23 protein-coding genes and 1 riboswitch are annotated in these 25,564 nt (G+C 70.0%); of the genes, 17 read left to right on the top strand and 6 right to left on the bottom strand.

The genetic code is table 11. The features are described from left to right. The first annotated feature begins 52 nt into the window (after positions 1 to 52). Genes QRN67_RS10760 through QRN67_RS10750 form a run of 3 tightly spaced genes read left to right on the top strand, consistent with a single transcriptional unit; the run spans position 53 to position 3,387 of the window. The gene (locus QRN67_RS10760; RefSeq protein ID WP_081270858.1) at positions 53 to 1,039 is read left to right on the top strand and encodes a Bug family tripartite tricarboxylate transporter substrate binding protein; all 987 of its coding nucleotides are present in this window, start codon (positions 53 to 55) and stop codon (positions 1,037 to 1,039) included. Further along, positions 1,036 to 1,836 carry an enoyl-CoA hydratase/isomerase family protein gene (locus QRN67_RS10755; protein WP_285411746.1) on the top strand — a complete coding sequence of 267 codons (801 nt, stop codon included), beginning with the start codon at positions 1,036 to 1,038 and terminating at the stop codon, positions 1,834 to 1,836. The genes QRN67_RS10760 and QRN67_RS10755 overlap by 4 nt, the downstream gene beginning before the upstream one ends. A gap of 12 nt (positions 1,837 to 1,848) precedes the next feature. Then, on the top strand, positions 1,849 to 3,387 hold the full coding sequence (locus tag QRN67_RS10750) for a malonate--CoA ligase (RefSeq protein ID WP_285411745.1): 1,539 nt from the start codon (positions 1,849 to 1,851) through the stop codon (positions 3,385 to 3,387). Between the two features lie 12 nt (positions 3,388 to 3,399). On the opposite strand, the gene QRN67_RS10745 is transcribed toward QRN67_RS10750, so the two are convergent. Both QRN67_RS10745 and QRN67_RS10740 read right to left on the bottom strand, forming a co-directional pair. Then, the gene (locus QRN67_RS10745; RefSeq protein WP_285411744.1) at positions 3,400 to 4,464 is read right to left on the bottom strand and encodes a phenylacetaldoxime dehydratase family protein; all 1,065 of its coding nucleotides are present in this window, start codon (positions 4,462 to 4,464) and stop codon (positions 3,400 to 3,402) included. An 18-nt stretch (positions 4,465 to 4,482) separates the two neighbouring features. Continuing rightward, on the bottom strand, positions 4,483 to 5,487 hold the full coding sequence (locus tag QRN67_RS10740) for a carbon-nitrogen hydrolase family protein (protein WP_285411743.1): 1,005 nt from the start codon (positions 5,485 to 5,487) through the stop codon (positions 4,483 to 4,485). Between the two features lie 190 nt (positions 5,488 to 5,677). Between QRN67_RS10740 and QRN67_RS10735 the strand changes: the two genes are divergently transcribed. Further along, positions 5,678 to 6,640 carry an AraC-like ligand-binding domain-containing protein gene (locus tag QRN67_RS10735; RefSeq protein ID WP_285411742.1) on the top strand — a complete coding sequence of 321 codons (963 nt, stop codon included), beginning with the start codon at positions 5,678 to 5,680 and terminating at the stop codon, positions 6,638 to 6,640. Between the two features lie 31 nt (positions 6,641 to 6,671). On the opposite strand, the gene QRN67_RS10730 is transcribed toward QRN67_RS10735, so the two are convergent. The 4 genes from QRN67_RS10730 to QRN67_RS10715 form a co-directional block, all read right to left on the bottom strand. Beyond that, positions 6,672 to 7,493 (bottom strand): sulfite exporter TauE/SafE family protein, encoded by an 822-nt coding sequence (locus QRN67_RS10730; RefSeq protein ID WP_285411861.1) that lies wholly within the window; start codon positions 7,491 to 7,493, stop codon positions 6,672 to 6,674. 303 nt (positions 7,494 to 7,796) lie between these two features. Beyond that, positions 7,797 to 8,141 (bottom strand): cell division protein ZapA, encoded by a 345-nt coding sequence (locus QRN67_RS10725; RefSeq protein ID WP_285411741.1) that lies wholly within the window; start codon positions 8,139 to 8,141, stop codon positions 7,797 to 7,799. Then, on the bottom strand, positions 8,138 to 8,362 hold the full coding sequence (locus QRN67_RS10720) for a DUF904 domain-containing protein (protein WP_081270851.1): 225 nt from the start codon (positions 8,360 to 8,362) through the stop codon (positions 8,138 to 8,140). The genes QRN67_RS10725 and QRN67_RS10720 overlap by 4 nt, the downstream gene beginning before the upstream one ends. Before the next feature lie 98 nt (positions 8,363 to 8,460). Beyond that, the gene (locus QRN67_RS10715) at positions 8,461 to 10,176 is read right to left on the bottom strand and encodes a ClcB-like voltage-gated chloride channel protein (protein ID WP_285411740.1); all 1,716 of its coding nucleotides are present in this window, start codon (positions 10,174 to 10,176) and stop codon (positions 8,461 to 8,463) included. A gap of 53 nt (positions 10,177 to 10,229) precedes the next feature. Then, positions 10,230 to 10,493, top strand: a riboswitch (cobalamin riboswitch). 98 nt (positions 10,494 to 10,591) lie between these two features. Between QRN67_RS10715 and QRN67_RS10710 the strand changes: the two genes are divergently transcribed. The 13 genes from QRN67_RS10710 (at position 10,592) to QRN67_RS10650 (ending at position 25,557) form a co-directional block, all read left to right on the top strand. Beyond that, the gene (locus tag QRN67_RS10710) at positions 10,592 to 12,508 is read left to right on the top strand and encodes a TonB-dependent receptor domain-containing protein (RefSeq protein WP_285411739.1); all 1,917 of its coding nucleotides are present in this window, start codon (positions 10,592 to 10,594) and stop codon (positions 12,506 to 12,508) included. Then, positions 12,493 to 13,926, top strand: coding sequence for a cobyrinic acid a,c-diamide synthase CobB (locus QRN67_RS10705; RefSeq protein WP_285411738.1), 1,434 nt, complete (start codon positions 12,493 to 12,495; stop codon positions 13,924 to 13,926). The genes QRN67_RS10710 and QRN67_RS10705 overlap by 16 nt, the downstream gene beginning before the upstream one ends. Further along, positions 13,895 to 14,494, top strand: coding sequence for a bifunctional adenosylcobinamide kinase/adenosylcobinamide-phosphate guanylyltransferase (locus QRN67_RS10700; RefSeq protein WP_285411737.1), 600 nt, complete (start codon positions 13,895 to 13,897; stop codon positions 14,492 to 14,494). Before QRN67_RS10705 ends, QRN67_RS10700 begins: the two co-directional genes overlap by 32 nt. Then, complete coding sequence (locus QRN67_RS10695; RefSeq protein WP_285411736.1) at positions 14,491 to 15,366, top strand: ABC transporter substrate-binding protein; 876 nt, start codon at positions 14,491 to 14,493, stop codon at positions 15,364 to 15,366. The genes QRN67_RS10700 and QRN67_RS10695 overlap by 4 nt, the downstream gene beginning before the upstream one ends. Further along, positions 15,363 to 16,388 (top strand): FecCD family ABC transporter permease, encoded by a 1,026-nt coding sequence (locus QRN67_RS10690; RefSeq protein ID WP_285411734.1) that lies wholly within the window; start codon positions 15,363 to 15,365, stop codon positions 16,386 to 16,388. Before QRN67_RS10695 ends, QRN67_RS10690 begins: the two co-directional genes overlap by 4 nt. Beyond that, positions 16,385 to 17,161: an ABC transporter ATP-binding protein gene (locus QRN67_RS10685; protein WP_285411733.1), complete on the top strand. Its 777-nt coding sequence runs from the start codon at positions 16,385 to 16,387 to the stop codon at positions 17,159 to 17,161. Before QRN67_RS10690 ends, QRN67_RS10685 begins: the two co-directional genes overlap by 4 nt. 22 nt (positions 17,162 to 17,183) lie before the next feature. After that, positions 17,184 to 17,753, top strand: a complete 570-nt coding sequence (cobO, locus tag QRN67_RS10680) for a cob(I)yrinic acid a,c-diamide adenosyltransferase (protein ID WP_081266951.1) — start codon at positions 17,184 to 17,186, stop codon at positions 17,751 to 17,753. A 261-nt stretch (positions 17,754 to 18,014) separates the two neighbouring features. Beyond that, on the top strand, positions 18,015 to 18,704 hold the full coding sequence (gene bluB / locus QRN67_RS10675; protein ID WP_285411732.1) for a 5,6-dimethylbenzimidazole synthase: 690 nt from the start codon (positions 18,015 to 18,017) through the stop codon (positions 18,702 to 18,704). Further along, on the top strand, positions 18,704 to 19,177 hold the full coding sequence (locus QRN67_RS10670) for a MotA/TolQ/ExbB proton channel family protein (protein WP_285411731.1): 474 nt from the start codon (positions 18,704 to 18,706) through the stop codon (positions 19,175 to 19,177). Before bluB ends, QRN67_RS10670 begins: the two co-directional genes overlap by 1 nt. Further along, positions 19,174 to 19,527 carry a DUF2149 domain-containing protein gene (locus QRN67_RS10665; protein ID WP_285411730.1) on the top strand — a complete coding sequence of 118 codons (354 nt, stop codon included), beginning with the start codon at positions 19,174 to 19,176 and terminating at the stop codon, positions 19,525 to 19,527. Before QRN67_RS10670 ends, QRN67_RS10665 begins: the two co-directional genes overlap by 4 nt. Next, positions 19,524 to 23,543, top strand: coding sequence for a cobaltochelatase subunit CobN (cobN, locus tag QRN67_RS10660; RefSeq protein ID WP_285411729.1), 4,020 nt, complete (start codon positions 19,524 to 19,526; stop codon positions 23,541 to 23,543). The genes QRN67_RS10665 and cobN overlap by 4 nt, the downstream gene beginning before the upstream one ends. 9 nt (positions 23,544 to 23,552) lie before the next feature. Next, positions 23,553 to 24,533, top strand: a complete 981-nt coding sequence (gene cbiB / locus QRN67_RS10655) for an adenosylcobinamide-phosphate synthase CbiB (protein ID WP_503010890.1) — start codon at positions 23,553 to 23,555, stop codon at positions 24,531 to 24,533. Between the two features lie 7 nt (positions 24,534 to 24,540). Then, positions 24,541 to 25,557: an aminotransferase class I/II-fold pyridoxal phosphate-dependent enzyme gene (locus QRN67_RS10650; RefSeq protein ID WP_285411727.1), complete on the top strand. Its 1,017-nt coding sequence runs from the start codon at positions 24,541 to 24,543 to the stop codon at positions 25,555 to 25,557. Positions 25,558 to 25,564: the final 7 nt, after the last annotated feature.

Below are 25,564 nucleotides of genomic sequence, written 5' to 3'. Positions count from 1 at the left end.
ACGCCGGCGGCCGCATGGGGCGGCGAATCCACAACGACAGGAGACGAGACAAATGAATTCGAACTTCCAACGCCGCGACGTCCTGCGCGTGGCCGCCGCCGGTGCGGCCATGCTTTGCGGCGCGGCGCGCGCCCAGCAGAACTGGCCGGGCAAGCCGGTGACGCTGGTCGTGCCGTTCCCGGCGGGCGGCGGCACCGACGCGTTCGCGCGGCCGCTGTCGGGCCAGTTCTCGCGGCTGACGAACCAGTCGCTCATCATCGACAACCGCGGCGGCGCGGGCGGCACGCTGGGTGCCAGCATCGCGTCGAAGGCACCCGCGGACGGCTACTCGCTCTTCATGGGCGCGGTCCACCATGCGATCGCGCCTTCCGTCTACCCCAAGCTCGACTACGACATCGAGAAAGACTTCGTTCCGCTGATGCTGCTGGCCAACGTGCCGCAGGTGGTGGTGGTCAACCCGAAGCGGGTGCAGGCCACGAGCATCAAGGAGCTCATCGCGCTGGCCAAGCGCAGCCCCGGGCAGCTCAACTACGGCTCGGCCGGCGCGGGCACCTCGCACCACCTGGCGGGCGAGCTGTTCAAGCTGCAGACGGGCACCTTCATCACCCACATTCCGTACCGCGGCGCGGGCCCGGCGCTGGCCGACCTGATCTCCGGCAACGTCGACCTGATGTTCGACGGCCTCGGCTCCTCGGCCCAGTACATCAAGAGCGGCCGCATCAAGGCGCTGATGGTGGCCGGCAGCAAGCGCAACCCGGCATTTCCCGACGTACCATGTGCGGCCGAAGTCGGCCTGCCCGACTACACCGTCACCACCTGGTACGGCCTGTGGGCTCCCAGGCGCACCCCGGCCGAGGTACAGCCGCAGATCATCGATGAAATGAAGAAAGTGCTCGCAAGCGACGACATCAAGAACATCTGGGCCCAGAACGGCTCGGAGATCCCGACCATCACCGGCGCCGCCTACGGCAGCTTCGTGAATTCCGAAATCAAGCGATGGGCGACGGTGGTGAAGGCCTCGGGCGCGAAGATCGAATGAGCATCGGCGAGCAGCGGGGCAGCCAGGTCTCGTTGCGCCGCGACGGCGCAGTCGCTTTCGTCATGCTCTCGAACGCGGGGCGGCTCAATGCAATGACGCGCGCCATGTGGCGCACGCTGCGCGCCGTGTTCGACGACCTGCGCGACAGCAGCGAAAGCGACGGCCACCTGCGCTGCGTCGTGGTGCAAGGGGAGGGTGGGGCTTTCTGCGCGGGTGGCGACATTTCCGAGTACCCGTCGTTCCGCTTCGAAGAGCCGAGCCTGCGCGAATTCCACGAGAACGAGGTCTGGGCCGCTCTGCAGGCGATGCTCGACTGCCCGCTGCCGCTGGTCGCGCAGATCGAAGGCGCCTGCATGGGCGCGGGCATCGAGATCGCGAGCTGCTGCGACATCCGGCTGGCGGGTGCTTCCGCGAAGTTCGGCGCGCCCATTGCGAAGCTCGGCTTTCCGATGGCGCCGCGCGAGGCCGCGCTGGTGCATGGCGCCATCGGCGACGTGCTCGCGCGCGACATGCTGCTGGCCGCCGGCGTGCACGGCGCCCAGCGGCTGTACGACGCGGGCTTTCTGCTGAGCGTGCTGCCAGACAACGAAGTGGCCGCCGCCGCGCGCGACCATGCCATGCGCATCGCCGCGCTCGCGCCGCAGGCGGCGCGCCTGCACAAGAAGACCTTTTCCGCGCTGCGCGCCGGTGCGCCCTCGGCCCACAGCCTGCTGGCCACCGCCTACGACTATGCCGACTCCGCCGAACACCGCGAAGGCATCGACGCCTTCCTTGCCAAGCGCAAACCGAATTTCTGAAGTACCTGCCCGATGAAGAAGCCAGCCAACGCCAACCTGTTCGCCGCCTTGCGCGCGGCCTTTCCCGCCGACCTCGACGCCATTGCCGTGGAGACCGACGACGGCCTGTTCTATTCGTGGCGTGACCTCGATCGCGCCAGCGCCATGATCGCCAACCTGCTCGATGCACTGAAGCTCGAGAAGGGCGCGCGCATCGCCGTGCAGGTCGAGAAGTCGGTCGAGGCCATGCTGCTGTACCTCGCCACCTTGCGCGCGGGCTACGTGTTCCTGCCGCTGAACACCGCCTACCAGAGCGCCGAGATCGAGTACTTCATCGGCAACGCCGAGCCCGCGGTGGTGGTGTGCACCAGCCGCAACGCGCCGTGGGTCGGCCCCATCGCCAACGCGGCGGGCACGAAGCACGTCTTCACGCTGGACGACGACCGCACCGGCACGCTGCTCGAAGTGGCGGCGCAATGCAGCGACCGGCACACGCCGGCGCACCGCAAGGCCGACGACATGGCCGCCATCCTCTACACCAGCGGCACCACCGGCCGCAGCAAGGGCGCGATGCTGTCGCACGGCAACCTGCTGTCGAACGCCGAGGTGCTGAAGGACTACTGGGGCTGGACCGAAGGCGACGTGCTGATCCACGCGCTGCCCATCTTCCATGTGCACGGCCTGTTCGTGGCGCTGCACGGCGCGCTGCTCAACGGCAGCAAGATGCTGTGGTTCTCCAGGTTCGACCCCAAGCGCGTCGTGCAGAAGCTGCCCGAAGCCACGGTGTTCATGGGCGTACCCACGCTGTACGTGCGGCTGCTTGCGGAGCCGGGCCTCACGCGCGAGGCGGTGCGCAACATGCGGCTGTTCATCGCCGGCTCCGCGCCGCTCCTCATCGAGACCTTCGAGGAGTGGCGCGAGCGCACCGGCCACACCATCCTGGAGCGCTACGGCATGAGCGAGACCGCCATGCTCACCTCCAACCCCTACAGGCCCGAGCAGGGCGAGCGCCGCGGCGGCACCGTCGGCTTCGCGCTGCCGGGCGTGCAACTGCGCGTGCGCGACGACAGCGGCCGTGATTGCACCACCGACGAGATCGGCAACATCGAAGTCAGCGGCCCCAACGTGTTCTCGGGCTACTGGCGCATGCCCGAGAAGACGAAGGAAGAGTTCACCGCCGACGGTTTCTTCAAGACCGGCGACGTGGGCAAGATCGACGGCCTGGGCTACATCACCATCGTCGGGCGCAGCAAGGACTTGATCATCAGCGGCGGCTACAACGTGTACCCGGCCGAGATCGAGGGCTACATCAACGAGATGGCCGGCGTGGCCGAGAGCGCGGTGGTCGGCGTGCCGCACCCCGACTTCGGCGAGGTGGGCGTGGCCATCGTCATTCCCAAGGCCGGCGCCGCGCTCGACGCCGAAGCCATTGTGGCCGACCTCAAGTCGAAGCTCGCGAACTTCAAGATCCCCAAGCGCTGCTTCGTGGTGCCGGAGCTGCCGCGCAACACCATGGGCAAGGTGCAGAAGGCGCTGCTGCGCGCGGAGCACAAGGCGCTGTTCGCGAGCTGACCGCAGGTCGTCTCATGCCGCGGGCGCCAGCCCGTTCATCAGCCCGCTGCGCGCGTGGCAGTTGATGTACTCGTAGCTCTGCTCGTCGGCCTTCAGCACCGACACCTCGTGGTACACGCGCAACTGCAGCTGGAAGTTCAGCGCCTGCACGTAGCGCATGAAGCTGCCGAAGATCGCGACGTGCGTCGGGTGCGACTCGGCCCAGCGCTCCATGTCCGCCAGCGAGTGCCAGTAGCTCAGGCCGAAGGACTTCTGCAGCGGCTTGCCGTGCGTGTCGAGGTGGTGCATGTAGCGGTTGCTGTAGCAGCCGATGCCCAGGCCCTGGTCGCGCAGGAAGTCCATGCCTTCGCGCAGCACGGGCTCCATCTCCTGGAGGTAGAGCGTGCGTTCCTGGCCGGTGGTGTCGGTCCACTCCTGGCCGGAGCGGATCATCGCGATGTTCTCGTGGCCGGCGATGCGCACGCGCTGTCCCGGCACCGGCGCGCCGGCGATCACCGCGCGCGTGCCTGAAGGCGCCATGGCGTCGGTCTGCGAGAGCGGGATGCGGTCGCGCATCGATCCCCAGTAGCCGTGCTCCTGCAGCTCGCCGCTGACCCCGCCCATCACCACGCCCACGCCCTCCATGCGGTCGGGCGTGTTGAACATGGTCTCGAAGTGCTGCACGCGTGGCGACGCGATCTCGCGGAAATAGCCGAGGCCTTCCGTGAGCCGCTCGTCGGTGCGCCACCATGCGTCGACAGCGGGCGTGGCGCACCAGCGCCTGAACGCATCGGGATCACGCCAGTAGGCGATGGCGATCATGTTGTCGAAGCCGTCGGCATCGACGTGGTGCGTGAGGTCGTGGTGGCCCGGCCCGTCGGGCAGGGCGAAGTCGCGCGCGATCTTCATCAGCGCGGCGCAGGCGCGGCCCTGCATGTCCGCGCCGCGCGACTGCACGCCGAAGTACCCCATGACCACCTGCGTGGTCGATACGGGCGCGCGGGCCGACCACACGGGGTAGGGCGGGGCGTAGTCGTCCTCCACGCGGCGGTGGCGCGTGCGGGGGCACTTCAGGTGTTCGGCGATGGCGGATTCCACGGCTCGGCTCCTTCGGTGTCAGGCCACGACCGGCTCGGCCGCGCTGCCCTCGGGCTCGGGCGTGAGCTGCACCACCATGGGCTCGCGGCGCGTCTTGTTCAGCAGCAGCTGCGTGACGTCGGGGCGCGAGTAATGGCCGCTGGGGTCCGCCGCGGCCTTGGCGAGCGAGATCATGCCGAGGTCGATGTCGGCGACGACCAGGCCTTCCTCGTCCTCCGCCAGCGGCGTGCCCAGCGGTGAACCGTCGGGCGCGTAGATGCGCGCGTGGCCGCCGCCCACGCCCAGCATCTGCTGCTTGCCGGCGTCGGTGCACATCAGCTCGCTCATGGCCTTGGAAACGGTGGCGCAGGGCGCGATCACGAAGCAGCCGCCCTCGACCGCATACACCTGGCTCGCCGCGTTGTTGACCTCCTGGCCCAGCGCGTAGGCCGCGCCGCGATAGAGCGAGAAGCTGGGCCAGGCAGCGCAGTGGATCTGCTCGTTCTGCGCATACATGGCGTACTTGCTGAGCGGCTGCAGATGCTCCCAGCAGCACAGCGAGCCGATGTTGCCGATCGGCGTTTCCACCACGTGCAGGTCGGCGCCGTCGCCTTCGCCGAACACGGTGCGCTCCACGTGCGTGGGCTTGAGCTTGCGGCGCGTCTGCACGGTGTTGCCCTGGTCGTCGATCAGCGCCTGCGCAATGTAGAGGCTGCCCGCCGACTTCTCGCTGAAGCCGAAGGACAGCCAGATCCTGTGCTTGCGCGCCGCGGCGTTCAGGCGCTCGAACTCGGCGGAGCCGATGACCAGGGAGTTGTCGTGGTAGCGCTGCACGAACTGCATGCCCCATGCCGGCGAGTCGAGCCATATCCACCATGGGTAGCCGGGGATCCAGGTCTCGGGAAAGGCGATGAGCTGCACGTCCTGTTTCGCGGCCTGCGCCATCAGGTCGATGGTCTTGTCGATGGTGGCGTCGAGGTCGAGGAACACGGGCGCTGCCTGAACGGCGGCGACGCGCAGCTTGGGATGGACGGTGGTCGGCATGGTGAATCTCCAGGTGCAATGAAAGTAACGAACCGCAGGCCGCGCGCACCGGGTTTGCGCTGTGGCATGCGGGTTGCTTGAAGCGTAAATTCGCGCCGCCGGAACGGCTTGACCAGGATTGGCCGCGTTCTTGTTCCAGCGTTGCATGCACCAGTCCGCGCCGTTCGCGGGCTTTCCGAGGAACCCCCCGATGACCCAGTTGATCAGCACCGACGCCGTCTCGCGCAACCAGCGGCTCGCCTACTGGACCGACATGATCTGCAACGTCTACGTGCAGCTCGGCTGCGACCCGGTGCACGAGGGCGCCACGGGCGATTTCGAGGGCAGCATCCGCCAGCACACGCTGCCGGGCCTCGACGTGTCGGTGGTCACCTCGGCGCCGCAGAAGGTGATGCGCACGCCGGGCCACATCTCGAGATCGAGCGACGACTACTTCCTCGTGAGCATCCAGGCGCGCGGCCACGGCGTGGTGCGCCAGGACGGTCGCGACGCCGTGCTGTCGGCCGGCGACTTCGCGCTGTACGACAGCACGCGGCCCTACCAGCTGCTGTTCGACGAGGCCTTCGAGCAGATCGTGCTGAAGCTCCCCGGCGAGCGCCTGCGCAGCGAACTGCGCGACACCGAGGCGCTGACGGCCACCACGGTGTCAGGCCGCGAAGGCGCGGGGCACCTGCTGCTGGGCATGATCCGCACGCTGCGGGAGGACATCGACACGCTGCAGCCCGCCTCGGCGCTGGCCGTGGCCCACGGGGTGCAGAACATCCTGGTGGCGGGGCTGCAGACATTGCCTGCGGCGCGCGCGCCGGCGCTCAGCAATCTCACGGCGTACCACTTGGCGCGCGTGAAAAGGCGCATCGACGAGCAGCTCGCCGATCCGTCGCTGTCGGTGGGTACGCTGGCAGCGGAGCTGGGCATGTCGGTGAGCCACATCCACCGCGTGTTCAAGAGCGAACCGCTCACGCCGTCGCAGTACATCTGGGAGCGCCGGCTCGAGGCCTGCAGCCGCGACCTCCTGGAGCCGCGCCTTGCTGGCCGCCCGGTGGGGGAGATCGCCTACGGGCGGGGCTTCAACGACGCGGCGCATTTCAGCCGTGCCTTCAGGGAGCGGTTCGGTTGCTCGCCGCGCGAGTGGCGGCAGCGGGTGCAGCAGTAGCCGGAGCTGCCGGACCGGCAGCTCACCGTCTTCAGCCGTGCAGGCCCTTCCAGAGCATGTAGGCCGCCAGCAGGTACAGGATGCTCGCGAACACGCGCTTGAGCTTCTTCACCGGCAGGCTGTGCGCGGCCTTGGCGCCCAGCGGCGCGGTGAGCACGCTGCACGCCGCGATCACCGCGAGCGCCGGCAGCCAGATGTAGCCGAAGGAGCCGGCCGGCAGGCCGTCGACGGATTGGCCGCTGACCACGTAGCCCGCCACGTTGGCCACCGCGATCGGAAAGCCCAGCGCCGCGCTCGTGGCCACGGCGTTGTGGATGGCCACGTTGCACCACGTCATGAACGGCACGCTGATGAAGCCGCCGCCCGCGCCCACCAGGCCCGAGATGAAGCCGATGGCGCCACCCGCCGCGAGCTGGCCGCCCGTGCCCGGCATCTGCCGCGTGGGCTTGGGTTTCTTGTCGAGGAACATCTGCGTGGCCGAGAAGCCCACGAACAGCGCGAAGACGATGGCGAGCGCCGTGCCCTTGAGCAGCGCGAACACGCCCAGGCTGCCCGCGAGGCTGCCGATGACGATGCCGGGCGCGAGCCGCTTCACGATGTCCCAGCGCACCGCGCCGCGCTTGTGGTGCGCACGCACGCTGGACACCGAGGTGAAGATGATGGTGGCCATGGAGGTTGCGATGGCCATCTTCACCGCCAGGTCGGCCGGCACGCCGCGGTGGCCCATGATGATCGTGATGAACGGCACCATCATCATGCCGCCGCCGATGCCCAGCAGGCCCGCGAGAAAGCCGGTGCCGAGGCCGAGTGCCGCGAGTTCGGCGATGAGCAGGGGGTCGAGCAGGGCGGCGATGTTCACGGTGGCGCAGGGAAGGGAAAGTGCTTCTGCAAAAAGCAGCGGCCCCGTGCAACTGGTGCAGGGGGCCGCGGCGGGAAAAGGTGTCTGCAGATGATGTGCCGGACCCGCATCCTGAACCAGGGTTCAGGTGGGCGAGGGCAGCAAGACTTCGGGTTCATCTGACGCGAGATGATCACGCCCGTCTAGCGATGTACCAAGCCCGGCTCCGGAGAGCATTGGAACAAGGAAATATTAAGCCCGACACGTCTGCAGACAGTTCGGATTTTACGCCTCCCTGCCTGTGTCCGACGAATTCATTCAGAGCAAATGTCCATCGCCGGCAAGGGCTTGATCGAGTCTCTGAATGAGCTGCGCGGCCTTCGGGTCGGTTTCCGCCGTATCGGGGGCGGTGCCTGCTGCCTCGGCGGGAGGTACTGCCGCGGGCGCGGCGGCGGCCGTGGCCTGCTGCGCGGCCAGGTCGAAGGCCAGGTTCAGCGAGGCCAGCACCGCGATGCGGTCGCGGGCCTTGACTTTTCCCGCATCGCGGATCTTGCACATGGCAGCGTCCACGCGTTCGACGGCTTCGCGCAGCTGCGCTTCGCCGCCGTCGGGGCAGCCGAGCAGATAGCTCTGGCCCATGATCTGTACTTCAATCTGCTTCATGCGGAGGGGTCTTGGGGAGGTGGTTCAGCCGGCAGCCGTTCGAGCAGCGCGTCGAGGCGCGTGCGGGCCGCAGCGAGCCGCGACTTCAGTGCGTCGCGTTCGCGCGTGAGCGCATCGACCTGTTCCTGCAGCAACTCATTGGTGCGCTGCACCTCTTCGTGACGCACGAGCAGGCGTTCGACACGCTCGGCGATCTGGTCGATGGGGCTGGATGCGGGCATGGTTGGCGATTGTAGTTTCCCTGGGAGGGGCCCTTCGCCGTGCTTGGGCGAGGGTGCGTGCAGGCTTGGATTCTGCGGCCTTCCACCGGCGTTTCAAACTACTCGCTCAGCCGCACATAGGTGGCGAGCAGCGCGCTCTTGGCCGCCACGCCCAGCAGCACCGGGTCGGCCGCGCTCTCTATCACCGGCAGGCGCTCGCCACGGTGCTCCAGGAAGCGCTGCAGCGCTTCGCCCAGGCCGGTGTCGGCGGTGATCGGCAGGATCGCCTGCGAGAGCAGGGCGCCGGCCGTGGTTTCGGCCGGCGCTGCGCCCAGCGCGGCCAGCGGCACAACGCCCAGGTAGCGCCCGTCGGCGTCGACCACGTACAGGTACTTCACGGGGTGCTGCAGGAAGAGCCTGCTCATCGCCTCGCGGTCCGCGTCGGGGCCGACCACGGTCTCGGCCGGCTGCACCAGGTCGCGCACGTGCAGCCCGCGCAGGCGCAGTTGCGCGTCGCGCTGCTCGTTGCGGCGCAGCGTGATTTCGTACATGGAGCCGGCATTGGCCGAGCGCGCGATGAAGTACGCGATGACGCTCGCGGCCATCAGCGGCAGCATGACCTGGTAGCTCAGCGTCATCTCGAAGATCATCAATATCGCCATCAGCGGCGCCTGCGTCGCGCCCGCCAGGAAGGCGCCCATGCCGACGATGGCATAGGCGAAAGGCGCGGAGCTGGAAGCCGGCCACAGCGCCTGCACCGCCAGCCCGAACAGCGCGCCGATCATGCAGCCGAAGAACAGCGCCGGCGTGAACACGCCGCCCACGGCGCCCGATCCCGCGGTGGCCATGGTCGCGGCCGCCTTGGCGACCAGCACCATCGCGATCAGCGTCCAGGGCCACGGCGTGTGCAGCACCGCGTTGACCACGCTGTAGCCGTTGCCCCAGACCTCGGGCATCGGTACGGAAATGGCGCCCATCAGCAGCCCGCCCAGCGCCAGCCGCCACGGCAGCGCGAGCGGCAACCTGGCGAACAGCGCGCGGCTGCCCTGCAAAGCGCGCAGGAATGCGACCGACGCAAAGCCCAGCAGCACGCCGAGCACGCAGAACAGCACCACCTCCGCGCCGTGGATCTCGGGGAACGCCGGCATCTTGTAAGGCGGCTGATAGCCCGGCAGCGCGCGCATCGCGACGTTCGCCACCACCGACGCGATGATGATCGGCCCCACGCTTTCCATCGCGATCGAGCCCAGCACGATTTCGGCGACGAAGAAGGCACCCGCGATGGGCGCGTTGTAGGCGGCCGTGAGGCCGGCGGCGGCGCCGCAGGCCACCAGCAGCCGCAGCCGTTCCGCCGGAAAGCGCAGCAGCCGCCCCAGTTGCGAGGCCGCCAGCGCCGCAAGCTGCACCATCGAGCCTTCGCGCCCTATGGAGCCGCCGGTGCCGATGCTCACCAGCGACGACGCGCTGCGCACCAGCGTCTGCGCGACTGGAATGCGTCCGTCGCCGAGCACGATCGCTTCCATGTAGTCGGAGGTGGCGCTTCGCTCCGCCACGCGCTTGGCAAGCACCAGCAGCAGGCCCGCCACCAGCCCGCCGAGCGTGGGGCAGGCCACGCGCGCCCACCACGGCAGGTGCCTGGCCATGGCCACCAGCCCTTCGCCGGGGCCCAGCACCAGATGCTCGAAGCCGTAGAGCGCCGCGCGGAAAAGTTCGGTCGCCAGCGTGCCGAGCAGGCCCGCGGCAATGGACCAGAGCAGCATCGACTGCCAGCCCGAAACGCCGAAAAGCCGCTGCAGCGCGGAACGAATATTCAGGAAAACCGAGGCCGGGCGCATTGCTGCGATGTTAGCGGTGCGCAACTTTCGGCTTAAATCGTGTCGGACAGGGCCTAAAATCCCGCCCGTTGGTGCCTGCGGCGTGGTTCACGCGCCGCGGTTCAACGGGAAGCAGGAGTGAAGGTCCCCCGAACGCCCTCGAGCGCGTACCGGGCCCGGCCCAAGCCGCCTGCGCTGCCCCCGCAACGGTCAAGCAGACGACGCCGCAAGGCGTCACCCCTCTCCACACAGCCACTGGGCACCCTGAAACAGGTGCCTGGGAAGGCGGCGAGGGGCGTTCTGCCAGCCCGGATACCGGCCAACAAGGCGGCTGCCGCATGCACGGAAAAAAAGAATCCGTGCGCGAGGCAGCCATTGCGCCCAGGTGCCGGCGGGGAAGCCGGCACGGGGCATTGACGTTCGTTCGGCACATTTCATGATTTCCCACGCTTCCGTTTTCCGTGGCCGCGCTCCCGCGCGCCGTCTCCGCTTCGCCTGCCTGCCGCTGGCGCTGGCATCCGCCTTCGGCGGCCTGGCCCATGCGCAACAGGCGCCCACCCTCGGCGAGACGGTGGTCACGGCCAACCGCACGCCGCAGGCGCTGTCTGACCTGGTGGGCGACGTGTCGATCATCGACCGCCAGACCATCGAGCGCAGCGGCGCCACCGGCGTGGCCGACGTGCTGGCGCGCCTGCCCGGCATCGAGATCTCGCGCACCGGCGGCATCGGCAACACGACGAGCCTGTACATCCGAGGTGCGGAAACGCGCTTCACGGCCGTCTACCTCGACGGCGTGCGCATCGACTCGCAATCGACCGGCGGCGCCGGCTGGGAGGGCATTCCGCTGTCGCAGATCGACCGCATCGAAGTGCTGCGCGGCCCGGCCGCCGCGGTGTACGGCTCGGACGCCATCGGCGGCGTGATCCAGCTCTTCACCAAGCGCGGCGAGGAGGGCGTCTCGCCCTACGCGGGCATCGGCTTCGGCAGCTACGGCCTGCGCAGGATCGAAGGCGGCGTGAGCGGGAAGTCGGGCCTGTTCGACTACTCCTTCGGTGTCGAACATGAAGAGAGCAAGGGCTACAACGTGCAGCCGGTCGACAAGCGCAACGTGGTCAAGGACGGCTTCACCAGCCCCGACCGCGACGGCTACAACAGCACCTCGGGCAACGTGAAGCTGGGCTTCCAGCTCACGCCCGACCAGCGCCTCGACGCCACGCTGCTCGCGAGCGACATCAAGGCCGGCTACGACGCCTCCGTGTCGTACAGGACCAAGCTGCCGTTCCTGTTTGCCAACGACATTTCGAGCAACACGCTGCGCACCGCCGGCCTCACCTGGTCGGCCAAGTGGAACGACGTCTACAGCACCCGCGTGCAGATCACCGATTCGCAGTCGGTCTACAAGACGCAGCCTTCGTTCTACCGCACCGAAACCCACCTGCGCGGCTACCTGTTCCAGAACGAATTCCGCTTCGGCCCGCACCTGGTGACGGCCACCCTGGAACGCCGCGAGGACGCACTCGACAACGCGCCCACCACCAGCTCGAAGCTGCTGTCGCGCGACCGCGCGCAGGACGCGCTGTCGCTGGGCTACGGCTTCGTGCAGGGCCCGCACTCGCTGCAGCTGCATGTGCGCCACGACCGCGACAGCGAATTCGGCGGCAAGACCACCGGCAGCGCCGCCTACGGCTATGCCATCACGCCGTCGCTGCGCTTCACGGCCTCGGCCGGCACCGCCTTCCGCGTGCCCACGCTCTACCAGCGCTTCAGCGAATACGGCCTGGCCACGCTGCAACCCGAATCCAGCCGCAACGTCGAACTGGGCCTGCAATACACCGAAGGCGCCTCTCACGCCGGGATCGTGGTCTACAACAACCAGGTGCGCAACCTGATCAGCTTCGACGGCACGGCCAAGGGCTGCGCCTCGTCCTTCGGCTGCTACAGGAACACGGCGCGCGCCCGATACCAGGGCGTCACGCTGTCGGGCGGCCACCGCATCGGCGACGTCACGCTGCGCACCTCGCTCGACTTCCAGGACCCGCGCGACCTCGGCACGCACAACCTGCTGGCTCGCCGCGCGCAGCGCCACGCCACCTTTGGTGCCGACTGGCGCGTCGCCGGCTGGACGCTGGGCGCCGAGGTGCAGACCTCGAGCCGCCGCTACGACGACGCCGCCAACAGCGTCAAGCTCGGCGGCTACACCGTGCTGAACCTGTCGGCCAGCAGGCAGCTCACGCGCGACCTGAACCTGATCGCGCGGGTCGACAATGTGGGCAACAAGGACTACCAGTACGCACGCCTGTACGCCACCGCCGGCCGCACCGCGTACGTCGGTCTCAAGTGGACGCCGCAATAAGCAACCCCTCGCAAGCAAGCGACACCGCCGGTGCCGCGGCGGCCGCCTGCGCCGCGGTGCTGGTGGCCGCGCCGGCCTCGGGGCAGGGCAAGACCACGGTCGCGGCCGCGCTCGCGCGGCTGCACACGCGGCAGGGCCGGCGGGTGCGGGCCTTCAAGTGCGGGCCCGACTTCCTCGACCCGCTCTGGCTCGCGCTGGCCACCGGCGCGCCGGTGCATTCGCTCGACCTCTGGATGACCGGCGAAGCCGACTGCCGCGAGCGCCTGCGCGCGGCGGCGGCCGACTGCGACCTGCTGATCGTCGAGGGCGTGATGGGCCTGTTCGACGGCACGCCGAGCGCGGCCGACCTGGCCGTGCGCTTCGGCCTGCCGGTGCTGGCCGTGATCGATGCGCATGCCATGGCCGGCACCTTCGGCGCGCTGGCCTACGGCCTGCAGAACTTCCGGCCCGGCCTGCCGTGGGCCGGCGTGCTGGCCAACCGCGTGGGCAGCGAGCGCCATGCCGGCATGCTGAAAGACGCGCTGCGCGAGCCTTCGCAATGGCTCGGCGCCTTGCCGCGCGACGCGGGCTTCACGCTGCCGGAGCGGCACCTGGGGCTTGTGGTGGCGGACGAACTGGGCGACGCGATGGCGCGCCTCGACGCCGTGGCCGACGTGCTGGCCGGCACGCCACTGGGGCAGATGGACATCGCGCAACTGCCGCAGGTGCGCTTCGATGCCGCACCGCCTGTCGCGAACATGCAGCCGCTGCTGGCCGGCCGCACCATCGCCATCGCACGCGATGCCGCCTTCTCTTTCATCTACCCCGCGAACCTCGACGTGCTCACCGCACTGGGGGCGCGCCTTTCCTTCTTCTCGCCGCTCGCGGGCGACGCCTTGCCCGCTTGCGATGCGGTCTGGCTGCCCGGCGGCTACCCGGAGCTGCACGCCGAGGCGCTGTCGCGCTGCGAACCGATGCGCGCCGCGCTGGCGGCCCACGTGGCGGCCGGCAAGCCCGTATGGGCCGAGTGCGGCGGCATGATGGCGCTGTTCGAAGAGCTGGCCACGCATGAAGACGCGGAGGCCGGCAACGTGCATCGCCTGTGGGGCCTGCTGCCGGGCAGGGTGACCATGCAGAAGCGGCTGGCCGGCCTCGGCCCGCAGCAGTTGCAGCTCGGCTGCCACGCCTTGCGCGGTCACACTTTCCACTATTCGCGCTGCGAGACACCGCTCGCGCCCGTCGCGCGCACCGCCCGGCCAGGCACGACCCAGGCCGTGGGCGCGCAGGGCGGCGAGGCGCTCTACGTGCACGGCCCTGTGCGCGCCAGCTATTTCCATGCGTGGTTCGCTTCCAGCCCCGAAGCCACCGCGCGACTTTTCGGCGCCATGCCCACCGAGTTGCAAAGCCATGCCCACCATGATCAAGCCCGCGACTGTTGAGCACGAGTTCATCCTCGGCGGCCAGAAGAGCGGCAAGTCGCGCCGCGCCGAGCAGCGCGCCGCCGACTGGCTCGCCGCCGAGCCGCGCACCCGCCGCGCCGTGATGATCGCCACCGCGCAGGCGTACGACGACGAGATGCAGGAGCGCATCGTGCGCCACCAGGCCGACCGTGCCGAGCGCGTTCCCGGCATGCGCACCATCGAGGAACCGATCGAGCTCGCGCGTGCCGTGGTCACGCAGAGCACGCCCGACACGCTGGTGGTCGTCGATTGCCTCACGCTCTGGCTCACCAACCTGCTGATGCCGATGCCCGCCGGAGATGCCCGCCCTCCCACGCGCACGCCGTCCACGCACATGGGCATGCTCATGGTCGCGTTGCGCGAGGCGCGCGGCCCGGTGGTGCTGGTGGGCAACGAGATCGGCCTCGGCGTGATTCCGCTGGGCCGCGAGACGCGCGCATTCGTCGATGCGCTGGGCCGCCTGAACCAGGACGTAGCCGCCGCCTGCCACCGCGTGACGCTCATGGCGGCCGGCCTGCCGCTGAGCCTGAAGGTCCCCGCCGCATGAGCGCGAGGAAGATCCGAATTCCGCTGGCCGCATTCGGCCTGGCGCTGTTCGCGCTGGCGGCGCACGCACTCGACGTGGTCGACGAGCGCGGCGTGACCGTGAGCCTGCGCGAGCCGCCGCGGCGCATCGTCACGCTGCTGCCCTCGCTCACCGAATCGGTCTGCGCGCTCGGCGCCTGCGACCGGCTGGTGGGCATCGACCGCTATTCCAATTCGCCCGAGCAGGTGAAGGCGCTGCCGCAGGTCGGCGGCGGGCTCGACCCGAACGTCGAGGCCATCGTCGCGCTCAAGCCCGACGCGGTGCTGCTCGCCAAGTCGTCGCGCGTTACCCAGCGGCTCGAGGCGCTGGGCGTGAAGGTGCTGGTGCTCGAGCCCAAGAGCCATGCCGACGTGCGGCGCGTGCTCGACAAGCTCGACCAGGTGCTGGGCACGCACGAGGCACCCAGGGTCTGGCGCGTGATCGACGCCAGCGTGTCGGCCGCCGCGCAGTCGCTGCCCGCGAGCGCGAAGGGCCTGCGCGTGTACTTCGAAGTGAACAGCGCGCCGTACGCGGCGGGCGAGTCGTCGTTCATCGGCGAAACGCTCACCCGGCTCGGCGCGAAGAACATCGTGCCGGCTTCGCTCGGCCCGTTTCCCAAGCTCAACCCCGAATACGTGGTGCGCGCCAATCCCGACCTCATCATGGTGAGCGTGCGCAGCGCGCAGGGGCTGGAGCAGCGCCCCGGCTGGGCCGGCATCCGCGCGGTGCGCGAAGGCCGCATCTGCCGCTTCAGCGCCGAGCAGTCCGACGTGCTGGTGCGGCCCGGCCCGCGCATGGACGAGGCCGCGCGCCTCATGGCGCAGTGCCTGGGCGACAAGGGCGGCCGTCGGTGAACGCGGCGGTCAGGCACACGGCGCACCTGCGGCGGGTTCTGCTGCTGGGCTTCGGCCTGCTGGTGCTGGGCGCGGGGGCGATGCTGCTGGGCCTGGGCATCGGCAGCACCGGCTTCGAGAGCCTGCTGTCGGCACGGCACGACCCGGTGGCGCTGCAGATCGTGTGGGACATCCGCCTGCCGCGCACGCTCGGCGCCTGGCTGGCCGGCGCCTTGCTCGGGCTGGCGGGCGCGGTGGCGCAGGGGCTGTTCCGCAATCCGCTGGCCGACCCGTACCTGCTGGGCAGCGCCTCGGGTGCCTCGCTGGGCGTGGCGCTGGCGCTGCTGATGTTCGGCGGTTCGGCCGCCAGCACGCAATGGGTGATGCGGCTCGGGCTGACGGGCGCGGCCTTCATCGGCGCTGTGGTGGCGGTGATGCTCACGCTGCTGCTCGCGCGCGGCGTGCAGCAGACGCTGCGGCTGCTGCTCGCGGGCGTGATCGTCGGCGTGGTGCTCGGCGCCGCCAAAGATCTCATCACCATCGCTTCGGCCGACATCCTTCAGGCCATCCAGGGCTTCATCCTCGGCAGCACCGGGCTGGTCGGCTGGAGCGCCTGCGCGGTGATGGCGATGGTCGGCGCGGTGTGCCTGCTGCTCGGCTGGGCGCTGGCGCCGGTGCTCGACGGGCTGGCGCTGGGCGAGGCCACGGCGCGCAGCCTGGGACTGCCGCTGGGCGCGATGCGCGCGGCGCTGGTGGTGGTGCTTGCGCTGGCCACCGGCGCGGCAGTGGCGCAGACCGGGCTGATCGCATTCGTTGGCCTGGCGGCGCCGCACCTGGTGCGCTCGGTGGTCAAGACCACGCATGCGCGGCTCATCCTGTTGTCGGCGCTGATGGGCGGCTTGCTGCTGATGTCGGCCGACCTGCTGGCGCGCTGGCTGATCGCGCCGCAGGAACTGCCAGTGGGCGTGCTCACGGCGGTGCTGGGCGGCAGCTACCTGCTCTGGCTGATGCACCGGCGCAGCGCCCGCGGGGGCGTGGCATGAACAACGCACCGGCGCTCGAAGCGCGCCGCCTGAGCGCCACCCTCGGCGCCGCCGAGGTGCTGCACGGCATCGACCTGGCGCTCGCGTCCGGCCGCTGGACCAGCATCGTCGGGCCGAACGGCGCGGGCAAGTCGACCTTGCTCAAGGCGCTGGCGGGGTTGCTCGCGCATCGCGGCGAGGTGCGGCTGTTCGGCGAGCCGCAGGCGAAGATTCCGGCGCGCGTGCGGGCGCAGCGGCTGTCTTGGCTCGGCCAGAGCGGCACGGGCGAGGGCAGCGCCGACGACCTGATGGTCTACGACATCGCCATGCTCGGCCGGCTGCCGCACCAGCGCTGGCTGGCAGCGCCCAGCGCGGCCGACCGAGACGCGGTGGAGCGCGCGCTGCGCACCACCCAGGCCTGGGACTGGCGTGACCGCCCGCTGGGCCAGCTCTCCGGCGGCGAGCGCCAGCGCGTGCTGCTGGCGCGTGCGCTCGCGGTCGAGGCCGATCTGCTGCTGATGGACGAGCCGCTCGCCAATCTCGACCCGCCGCACCAGGCCGACTGGATGCAGACCGTGCGCGCCCTCGTCGCCCAGGGCAAGACCGTGGTCAGCGTGCTGCACGAATTGCCGATGGCGCTGGCCGCCGACGAACTGGTGGTGATGAACCGTGGCCGCGTGGTGCACCACGGCACCTGCGGCGACCCGGACACCCATGCGGCGCTGGAGCAGGTGTTCGACCACCGCATCCGCGTGCACCGCGTCGCGGACCAGTGGATCGCGCTGCCGCAGTAACACACACACGAACCGAAGAATCATGCAGATCGAAACACCCCCCAGCGAGAAGCCTTACGAAAAGCCCGAGGGCGAGCGCCGAGGGATCGTCATCGTCAACACCGGCGACGGCAAGGGCAAGAGCACGGCGGCCTTCGGCCTCGCGTTGCGCGCTCATGGCCGTGGCAAGGCGGTGAAGATCTACCAGTTCATGAAGGTGCCGAGTGCCCGATTCGGCGAGCACCGGATGTTCGAGCAGATCGGCATTCCGATCGAGGGGCTGGGCGACGGTTTCAGCTGGAAGAGCCAGGACCTGGAGCGCTCGGGCCAGCTTGCGCGCGACGGCTGGGAGAAGGCGAAGGCGGCGATCATGTCGGGCGAGTTTTTTCTCGTGGTGCTGGACGAGATCACCTATCCGCTGATCTACGGCTGGCTGCCGCTTGAGGGCGTGCTCGAGACTTTGCGTGCCCGGCCCAGGCATGTGCACGTGGCGCTGACGGGGCGCCGTTGTCCGCCGGAGATCATCGAGTTGGCCGATACGGTGACCGAGATGACTCTGGTGAAGCACGCGTTCAAGGCTGGGATTCCTGCGCAGCGTGGGATCGAGGATTGACGTGGGGCGCGCTCACGCCGGCGGGGTGCCTTGCTCCGCGAATGTCCCCCGGCCTTCGGCCTCCTCCTTTATTTCGCTGCGCAAGGCACCCCGCCAGCGTGATCGATGGACGCAGCGGTTGATCCGACGGCATGAGCAGAGCGCCCGATGTGCACAGGGCGCCGGGTGCTCCCCGCAGCGAAATAAAGGAGGAGGCGAAGCCGGGGGACATTCGCGGAGGGGAGTACCCGGTGGCCTGTGCACCCACCCCGAAAGAGCAGCGTGACCACCCCGGCTTTCACCAGAAACGACAAAGAAGCGGTCTACCGCGCCATCCACGAGCGCCGCGACATGCGCCACTTCGCCGGCGGCCAGGTGGAGCCCGATGTACTGCGACGGCTGCTCGACGCGGCACACCACGCGCCCAGCGTCGGTTTCATGCAGCCCTGGCGCTTCATCAGGATTCGCGGCGAAGCCTTGCGGCAGCGGCTGCACCACGTCGTCGAACAGGAACGCGTGCTCACGGCCCGCGCGCTCGGCGAGCGTGAAGACGAGTTCATGCGGCTCAAGGTGCAGGGGCTGCTCGACGCGGCCGAGCTGCTGGCGGTCACGCTGGCCGATGGACGCGAGAAGCACGTGTTCGGCCGCCGCACCCTGCCGCAGATGGACCTGGCCTCGGCCTCCTGCGCCATCCAGAACCTCTGGCTCGCGGCGCGCGCCGAAGGGCTGGGCATGGGCTGGGTGTCGCTGTTCGATCCGGCCGAGGTGTCGGTGCTGCTCGGCCTGCCCGAAGGTGCCGAGCCCATCGCCTTGCTGTGCCTGGGGCCCGTGCACCAGTTCTACGAAGAGCCGATGCTGCAGCGCGAACGCTGGGCGACGCGCGAACCGCTCGCGTCGCTGGTGTTCGATGAAAGCTGGGGCCGCGCTTCCGACCTGTTCGACAACCCTTCTTCTCCCACGGAGCCGACCTGATGCTGGCCTTCGACACCGTTCTCTTCGAGCTTGCGCGCCTGTTCCTCTGGCCGGTGACGCTCGGCGTGCTGCTGTCTTTCGTCTATGCGGTGTATTGCCTCGGTGCCTTCGGCATCGAGTATGTGCAGCGCCGCCGCGATCCGTCGCGAGCGCTGGTGCTGCAACGCCACGCCGCCGCGAGCCAGGAGCAGATGGAACTGGTCGTGCTCAAGCAGCTCGAAGGCGTGCGGCTGTGCAGCCGCGTGGCGCCGATGCTGGGGCTGATCGCCACCATGATCCCGATGGGCCCGGCGCTGGTGGCCGTGGCTTCCGGTGAATCGCAGGGCGTGGCGCAGAGCCTGGCGCCGGCGTTCGCCAGCGTGATCGTGGCGCTGGCTTCGGCCTCCATTACTTTCGTGGTCTACACCGTGCGCCGCCGCTGGCTCATGCGCGAACTGGTGACGGTGCTGGACGCGCGGGACCGTCTCTCATGAGTCGGCGGCAGTTCTCCATCCTGAGCAGCCTGGACAGCGACGACGACGATCCGGTGCTCTCGACCATCAACCTGATCGACGTGTTCATGGTGGTGATCGGCATGCTGATGATCGCGGTCATCAATAACCCGATGAACCCGTTCGCGCAGGACAAGGTGACGATCATCCGCAACGAAGGCAAGCCCGACATGGAGATCATCACGCGCGAGGGCCAGAAGCTCACGCGCTTCAAGGCCAGCGGCGCGGCGGGGCAGGGCGACGGCGAGAAGGCCGGCACGGCCTGGCGGCTGAAGGACGGCACCATGGTCTACGTGCCGGCGGACGCGGTGCCTGCGCAAGGCGGGAAGTGACGCGGGTTCTTTTCTGGCTGTTCGGGGCCCTGGCGACGCTGGGCCTTCTGGCGCCGGCCCATGCACAGCCGGCGGGCGGGCGCGTGGTGGTGCTGGGCACCTCGCTGGTGTCGCCGGCGCGGGTGTTCCGGCTGGAGGCGGCGGCGCGCGAGGCGGGGCTGCCGCTGCAGGTGGTGTCGGCTTCGAAGGATTCGCCCGAGACGCTGGCGGCCGCGCTCGAAGGTGCGCGGCTGCTCGTCATCGATGCGCCGCACGTCAGCGTGGCGCAGGCTGCCGACGCCCGCTTCGGCGACGTGATTTCGCGCGGCGCCGTGCCCTATGTGCTGGTGGGCGAGTTCGCGCTCGTCGCCAAGGGGCAGGCCTCCGCCCCCGCGCCGCTTTCGGCGGAACGCGGCGTCGATGCCGCCTGGGCGCAGCGGCTGCGCGAGTACTGGCGCTTTTCCGGAGCGGCCAACCTTGCCGCCTCGATGCAGGCGCTGGCCAGGCCCGGCGACTCGGCGGGGCTTCCGGCGCCGGTGCCGCTGCCGCTCGCCGGCCTCTATCACCCCGGCTGGCCGCACATCGAAACCGACATCGCCGCGCTCGACCGTCTGCCCGGCGATCCCGCAAGCGGCACCGTCGCCGTGGCCATCAACAGCGCCACCGTCACCGGCGACGACACCGGCTGGCTCGACGCGCTCATCGCCGCGCTGGAGCAGCGCGGCCTGCGCGCCTATGCGTTCTACGGCCCGCGCCAGCAGAAGGACCTGTTCTTCGGCATGACGCATGCCGGCGACCGGCGCGTGGCCGACCTGATCGTCAATGCCTCGCTGGTCTTCAACCCCAACGAGCGCAAGGCCGAGCTCGAACGCATCGGCGTGCCCGTGCTGCAGACGCTGCCCTCGCTGGCGATGGACGCCGCGCAATGGGCCCAGAGCAAGGACGGTCTCGCGCAGGCCGACATCGCCTCTTACTACAGCCCGAGCGAGCTGGCCGGCATGACCGACCCGATGCTGGTGAGCGCGCGCGACGCCGCATCGGGCACGCTGCAGCCGCTGCCCGCGCAGATCGACGCCGTGGCCGCCAAGGCCGCCGCGCTGCTGCGGCTGCAGCGCACGCCGGCGTCGCAGCGGCGCGTGGCGATGCTGGTCTACAACTACCCGCCGGGAGAGGCCAATTTCGGCGCGTCCTTCCTCAACGTGCCGCGCAGCGTGAACAACATGCTCGCGGCGATGAAGTCCGCCGGCTACAGCACCGAGCTGCCGGGCGCCGACGCGCTGATCGCGCAGGTGCAGGCGACGATGAAGGCCTACTACCCCACAGGGCAGGACGACGCCCTGCAGCCGCTGCTCGACAGGGGGCTGGCCGACGCGATGCCGCTGTCGCGCTATCTCGCGTGGTTCCGCACGCTGCCCGCCGAGACGCAGCGGCGCATCGAGGCCTACTGGGGGCCGCCGGAAAAATCGACCATGCTGCGCCCCGTTGCGGGTGAGCCGGCGTTCGTGATTCCGCGGGTGCGCTTCGGCAATGTCGTGGTGCTGCGCCAGCCGCCGCGCTTCGAGCCCGGCACGCAGGTCGTCGACAAGGCCCGGCAGGTCTATCACCGCTCGGCCGTGCCGCTGAGCCACGGCTACCTGGCCACCTACCTGTGGCTGCGCACGCAGTTCGGCGCGAGCGCGGTGGTGCATGTGGGCACGCACGGCACGCTCGAATGGTCGGCAGGCAAGGAGCGCGGGCTGTCGGTGCAGGACGATCCGCTGCTCGCGCTGGGCGACCTGCCGAACGTGTACCCGTACATCATGGACAACCTCGGCGAGGCCACCACCGCCAAGCGGCGCGGCCGCGCGACGATGGTGAGCCATTCGACGCCGATGTTCGCGCCCGCCGGTTTCCGCCCCGGCGTGCAGGCCATGCACGAGCGCATGCACGACTGGGAAACCCTGTCGCCCGGGCCGGTGAAGACGGCCATGGAAAGGCAACTGACGGCCGAATTCGCCGAGCAGCACTACGACCGCGACCTGCAATGGACGCCCGCGCGCATCCGCGCCGACTTCGCGGGCTTCATCGCGGTGCTGCATCCGTACCTCGACGAGCTCGCGCAGACCGCGCAGCCGCTGGGCCTGGCCACCTTCGGCCAGGCGCCCGATGCCGAACGCCGCCGCATGACGATCCTGCAGATCCTCGGCAAGCCGCTGGTGGAAGCGCTGGGCGAGGACATCGACGAGGCCTTTCTCATCGATGCGAATAACGTGGCCGGCTCGCGGCCTGCGCGCTGGGTCGAGCTTGCGCTGAGCGACGCCGCAACCGCGAGCGCCATGGGCAAGTCGCCGGCCGACGTGCGGAAGCTGGGCGAACTGGCCGGGCGCGCCCGCAAGCTCGACGCAGTGCTCGCGCACAACGAGGAAATCGAAGGCCTGCTGACCGCACTGGACGGCCGCTACCTCAAGTCCAGCTATGGCGGCGACCCGGTGCGCAACCCCGACAGCCTGCCGACCGGCCGCAACCTCTACGGTTTCGACCCGAGCCGCGTGCCGACGCGCGCGGCATGGGAGGCGGGCGTGGCCGCCATGGACGCCTGGATCGCCGAGCATGCGAAGAGCTACGGCGGCAAGACTCCCGGCAAGATCGCGTTCACGCTTTGGGCCGGCGAGGCTTCGCGCCATCAGGGCGTGCTCGAAAGCCAGGCCTTCTACGCGATGGGCGTGAAGCCGCGCTGGGACGACGCGGGCCGCATGAGCGGCATCGAAGTGATTCCGGCGCAGGTGCTGGGGCGTGCGCGCATGGACGTGCTGGTCAGCGTGACCGGCTCCTACCGCGACCAGTTCCCGAACGTGATGCGCTGGCTCGACGAGGCGGTACGGCAGGTAGCTGCCTTGCCCGAACCCGGCAACGCGGTGGCGAAGCACAGCGATGCGCTGGCCGCGAGGCTGCGCGCGCAAGGCGCTACGCCGGAGGAGGCGAGGCGGTGGTCGACTGCGCGCGTGTTCTCGAACGAGCAGGGCAGCTACGGCGCCGGGCTCGAAGAGGCCGCGCTCGCGAGCGATGCGTGGAAGCGCCAGCAGCGCGGCGGCGGCGACGCGCAGATGGCGCAGCTCTACATGGACCGCATGGGCCACGCCTACGGCAAGGGCCTCGACGGCGCTGCGCGGCCCGGCGCCTATGCGGGCAACCTGGCGCAAGTGGACGCGGCGCTGATGGCGCGCAGCTCCAATCTCTATGGCGTGCTCACCAACGACGATCCCTTCCAGTACCTCGGCGGCATCGCGCAGGCGGTGCGGCAGCTCACCGGCAAGGACCCGGCGCTGTACGTGCAGAACCTGCGCGACGGCACGGCGGTGCGCACCGACACCGCCGCCGGCGCCATCGCCCGCGAGATGCAGACGCGCTACCTGCATCCGCAGTGGATCGCCGCGCAGAAGGCCGAGGGCTACAGCGGCACGCTGCAGGTGCTGAAGACGGCGCAGTTCCTCTGGGGCTGGCAGGTCACCGCGCCCGACGCCGTGCGGCAGGACCAGTGGCAGTCGCTGCACGACGTGTACGTGCGCGACAGATACAGGCTGGGCACACGCGAATGGCTCGAAGGCGACAACCGCGCGGCGTTCGCGCAGACGCTGGAGCGCATGCTCGACGCGGTGCGGCTGGACTACTGGAAGCCGGACGCAGCCACGCGCCGGGAACTTGTGCGTGCGTATGCCGAGGCGGCGCGGGCCACGGGCCTGCGCGAGCGGAACGACGGCGTGCAGCGGTTCGTGCGGCAGCAGCTTGCCGCGCCGGCAGCGCCCGTCGCGCAGGCCGCGCCGGTCGTGCCGGTGGTCGCGGCCCCGCCGGTGCCTGCACCCGCCAAGGTCGCTGCGGCCGAGCCCGTGGCCGACGGCGCGCAACCCGTGAGTGGCCTCAGGCTCGAACCCACGCCCGATACGCCCCCGGCGCCCAAGGCCGAATCCGTTGTCCTGCGCCTGTGGGTCGTGTTCGGCGCCGCATTGCTGGTCGCGCTCGGCGCGCTGGCGCAGTGGCGGCGCGGCAGGGCGGCCGCCTGATTCGCGAGAATGGCGGCTCCCATGCCTGCTGACGATTCGCTCCTGTCTTATTCCCTCGCCCTCGTCGGCGCGCTGTGGATCGCGCTGGCCATCGACCGCTGGCTCGGCGAGCCGCGCGCCTACCTGCATCCCGTGGTGTGGATGGGCAACTACCTCGGCTGGATCGGATCGAGCGTCGCGCCGCTGCATCCCCGGGCGAAGCCGGTCGACCTGCCGGCCTTCCTCATCGGCGCGCTGACCTGGTGCATCGGCGCGATGGCCGTCTGGGGCGTGGCCTCGGCCTTGCAGGGCGCGATCGTGCAGTGGCTGCCCGCATGGGCGGTGGCCGTGCTGCTGGGCCTGCTGTTCAAGCCGCTGTTCGCCTGGCGCATGCTGCGCGACGAGGTGCTGGCCGTCGAGGACGCGCTGGCCGTGTCGCTCGACGCGGGCCGCGCGCAGCTCGCGCGGCTGGTGAGCCGCGACGTGGCCGGGCTCGGCGAGCGCGAAGTGCGCGAGAGCGCCATCGAGTCGCTCGCCGAGAACCTCAACGACTCGCTGGTGGCCCCGGTGTTCTGGTTCTTGCTGTTCGGCCTGCCGGGCGCCGCGGTCTACCGTTTCGCCAACACGGCGGACGCAATGTGGGGCTACCGCGGCGAACGCGGCAAGCGCGACTGGACATGGTTCGGCAAATGGGCCGCGCGCGCGGACGACGTGCTCTCCTGGGTGCCCGCGCGCATCACGGCATTGCTGCTCGCACTGGCCGCCTGGCGCTGGCCGGCCGGGTTGCCTGAAGAGGCTCGGCGCACGCCGTCGCCCAACAGCGGCTGGCCGATGGCGGCGATGGCCTTGCTGCTCGGCGTTCGGCTGGCCAAGCCCGGCGTGTATGCGCTCAATGCCGAAGGGCGCGCTGTCGCCGCGGCCGACACCCGGCGTGCCGCGCAATTGGGCGCAAGTGCGGTGGTGGCGTGGGCTGTGTGCGCTTCGGCGGTCATCGTCGCGGTGATGGGGTGATGCGCGAATGACGCACGGCCTTATCCATGGCGGCCCCGACGCATCGGGCGCGGCGCCGCACGACTTCTCGACCAACGGCAATGCGGTGGGCGCGTGCCCGGCCGTTCTGGCCGCGCTGCGCGACGCCGACGCTGCGCATTACCCGGACCCGCGCTACACCGCCTTGCGCGACCGGCTCGCGGACTTGCACGGCGTGGCGCCGGAGCGCATCGTGATCGCGGCCAGCGCTAGCGAATTCATCCACCGCATCAGCGCCGCCGTCGCGCAGGGCGGCGCCCGCACGGCCTGGCTGCCGGCCCACAGCTACGGCGACTACGAGCGCGCCGCGCGGGCCTGGGGCCTGCAGGTGCTGCGCGCGCCGGCGCCTTTCGACGCAGCCGGATTGCGCTGGTGCTGCGAACCGTCGAGCCCGCTCGGGCAGCCGCAGGCCGACCTGGTGGCGCATGCGCAGGGCGAGGGCGGGCCTTGCGTGCTCGACATGGCCTACGAGCCGTTGCGCCTCGAAGGCCGTCCTTCGCTGGGCGCGGCGCAACGCGACCGCGTCTGGCAGATGTGGACGCCGAACAAGGCCATGGGCCTCACCGGCATCCGCGCCGCCTATGCCATTGCGCCCCTCGACGCCGTCGGCTCTCCATTGATGGAGCGCCTCGAACTGCTGGCGCCCTCGTGGCCTCTGGGCACGCATGGCGTGGCGCTGCTGGAGGCATGGACCGGCAATGGAGCCCGGCACTGGCTCGCGCAAAGCCTGGACACCCTTCGCGAATGGAAAGCGCGGCAGCGCGCCGTGTGCGTGTCCCTCGGCTGGGAGTGCCTGCCCGGCGACGCGAACTTCTTCTGCGCCCGCACCGACGAGCCGTATCCCCGTGTCGCCACGGCACTGCGCGCGCAGGGCATCAAGCTGCGCGACTGCGCTTCGTTCGGCCTGCCGGGCCACGTGCGGCTGGGCGTGCTGCCGCCCGCGAGCCAGCAAGCCCTGAAGCAGGGGTGGACAAGCGCTGCACGCTCCCCCGAACATCCGTGCTGAGCCGACA

Source organism: Variovorax sp. efr-133-TYG-130, from assembly GCF_030208835.1.
In the GTDB taxonomy this organism is placed as follows: Bacteria; Pseudomonadota; Gammaproteobacteria; order Burkholderiales; family Burkholderiaceae_C; genus Variovorax.
The sequence above is the reverse complement of the archived record's forward strand: the minus strand, read 5'-3'. Positions and strand labels throughout refer to the sequence as shown.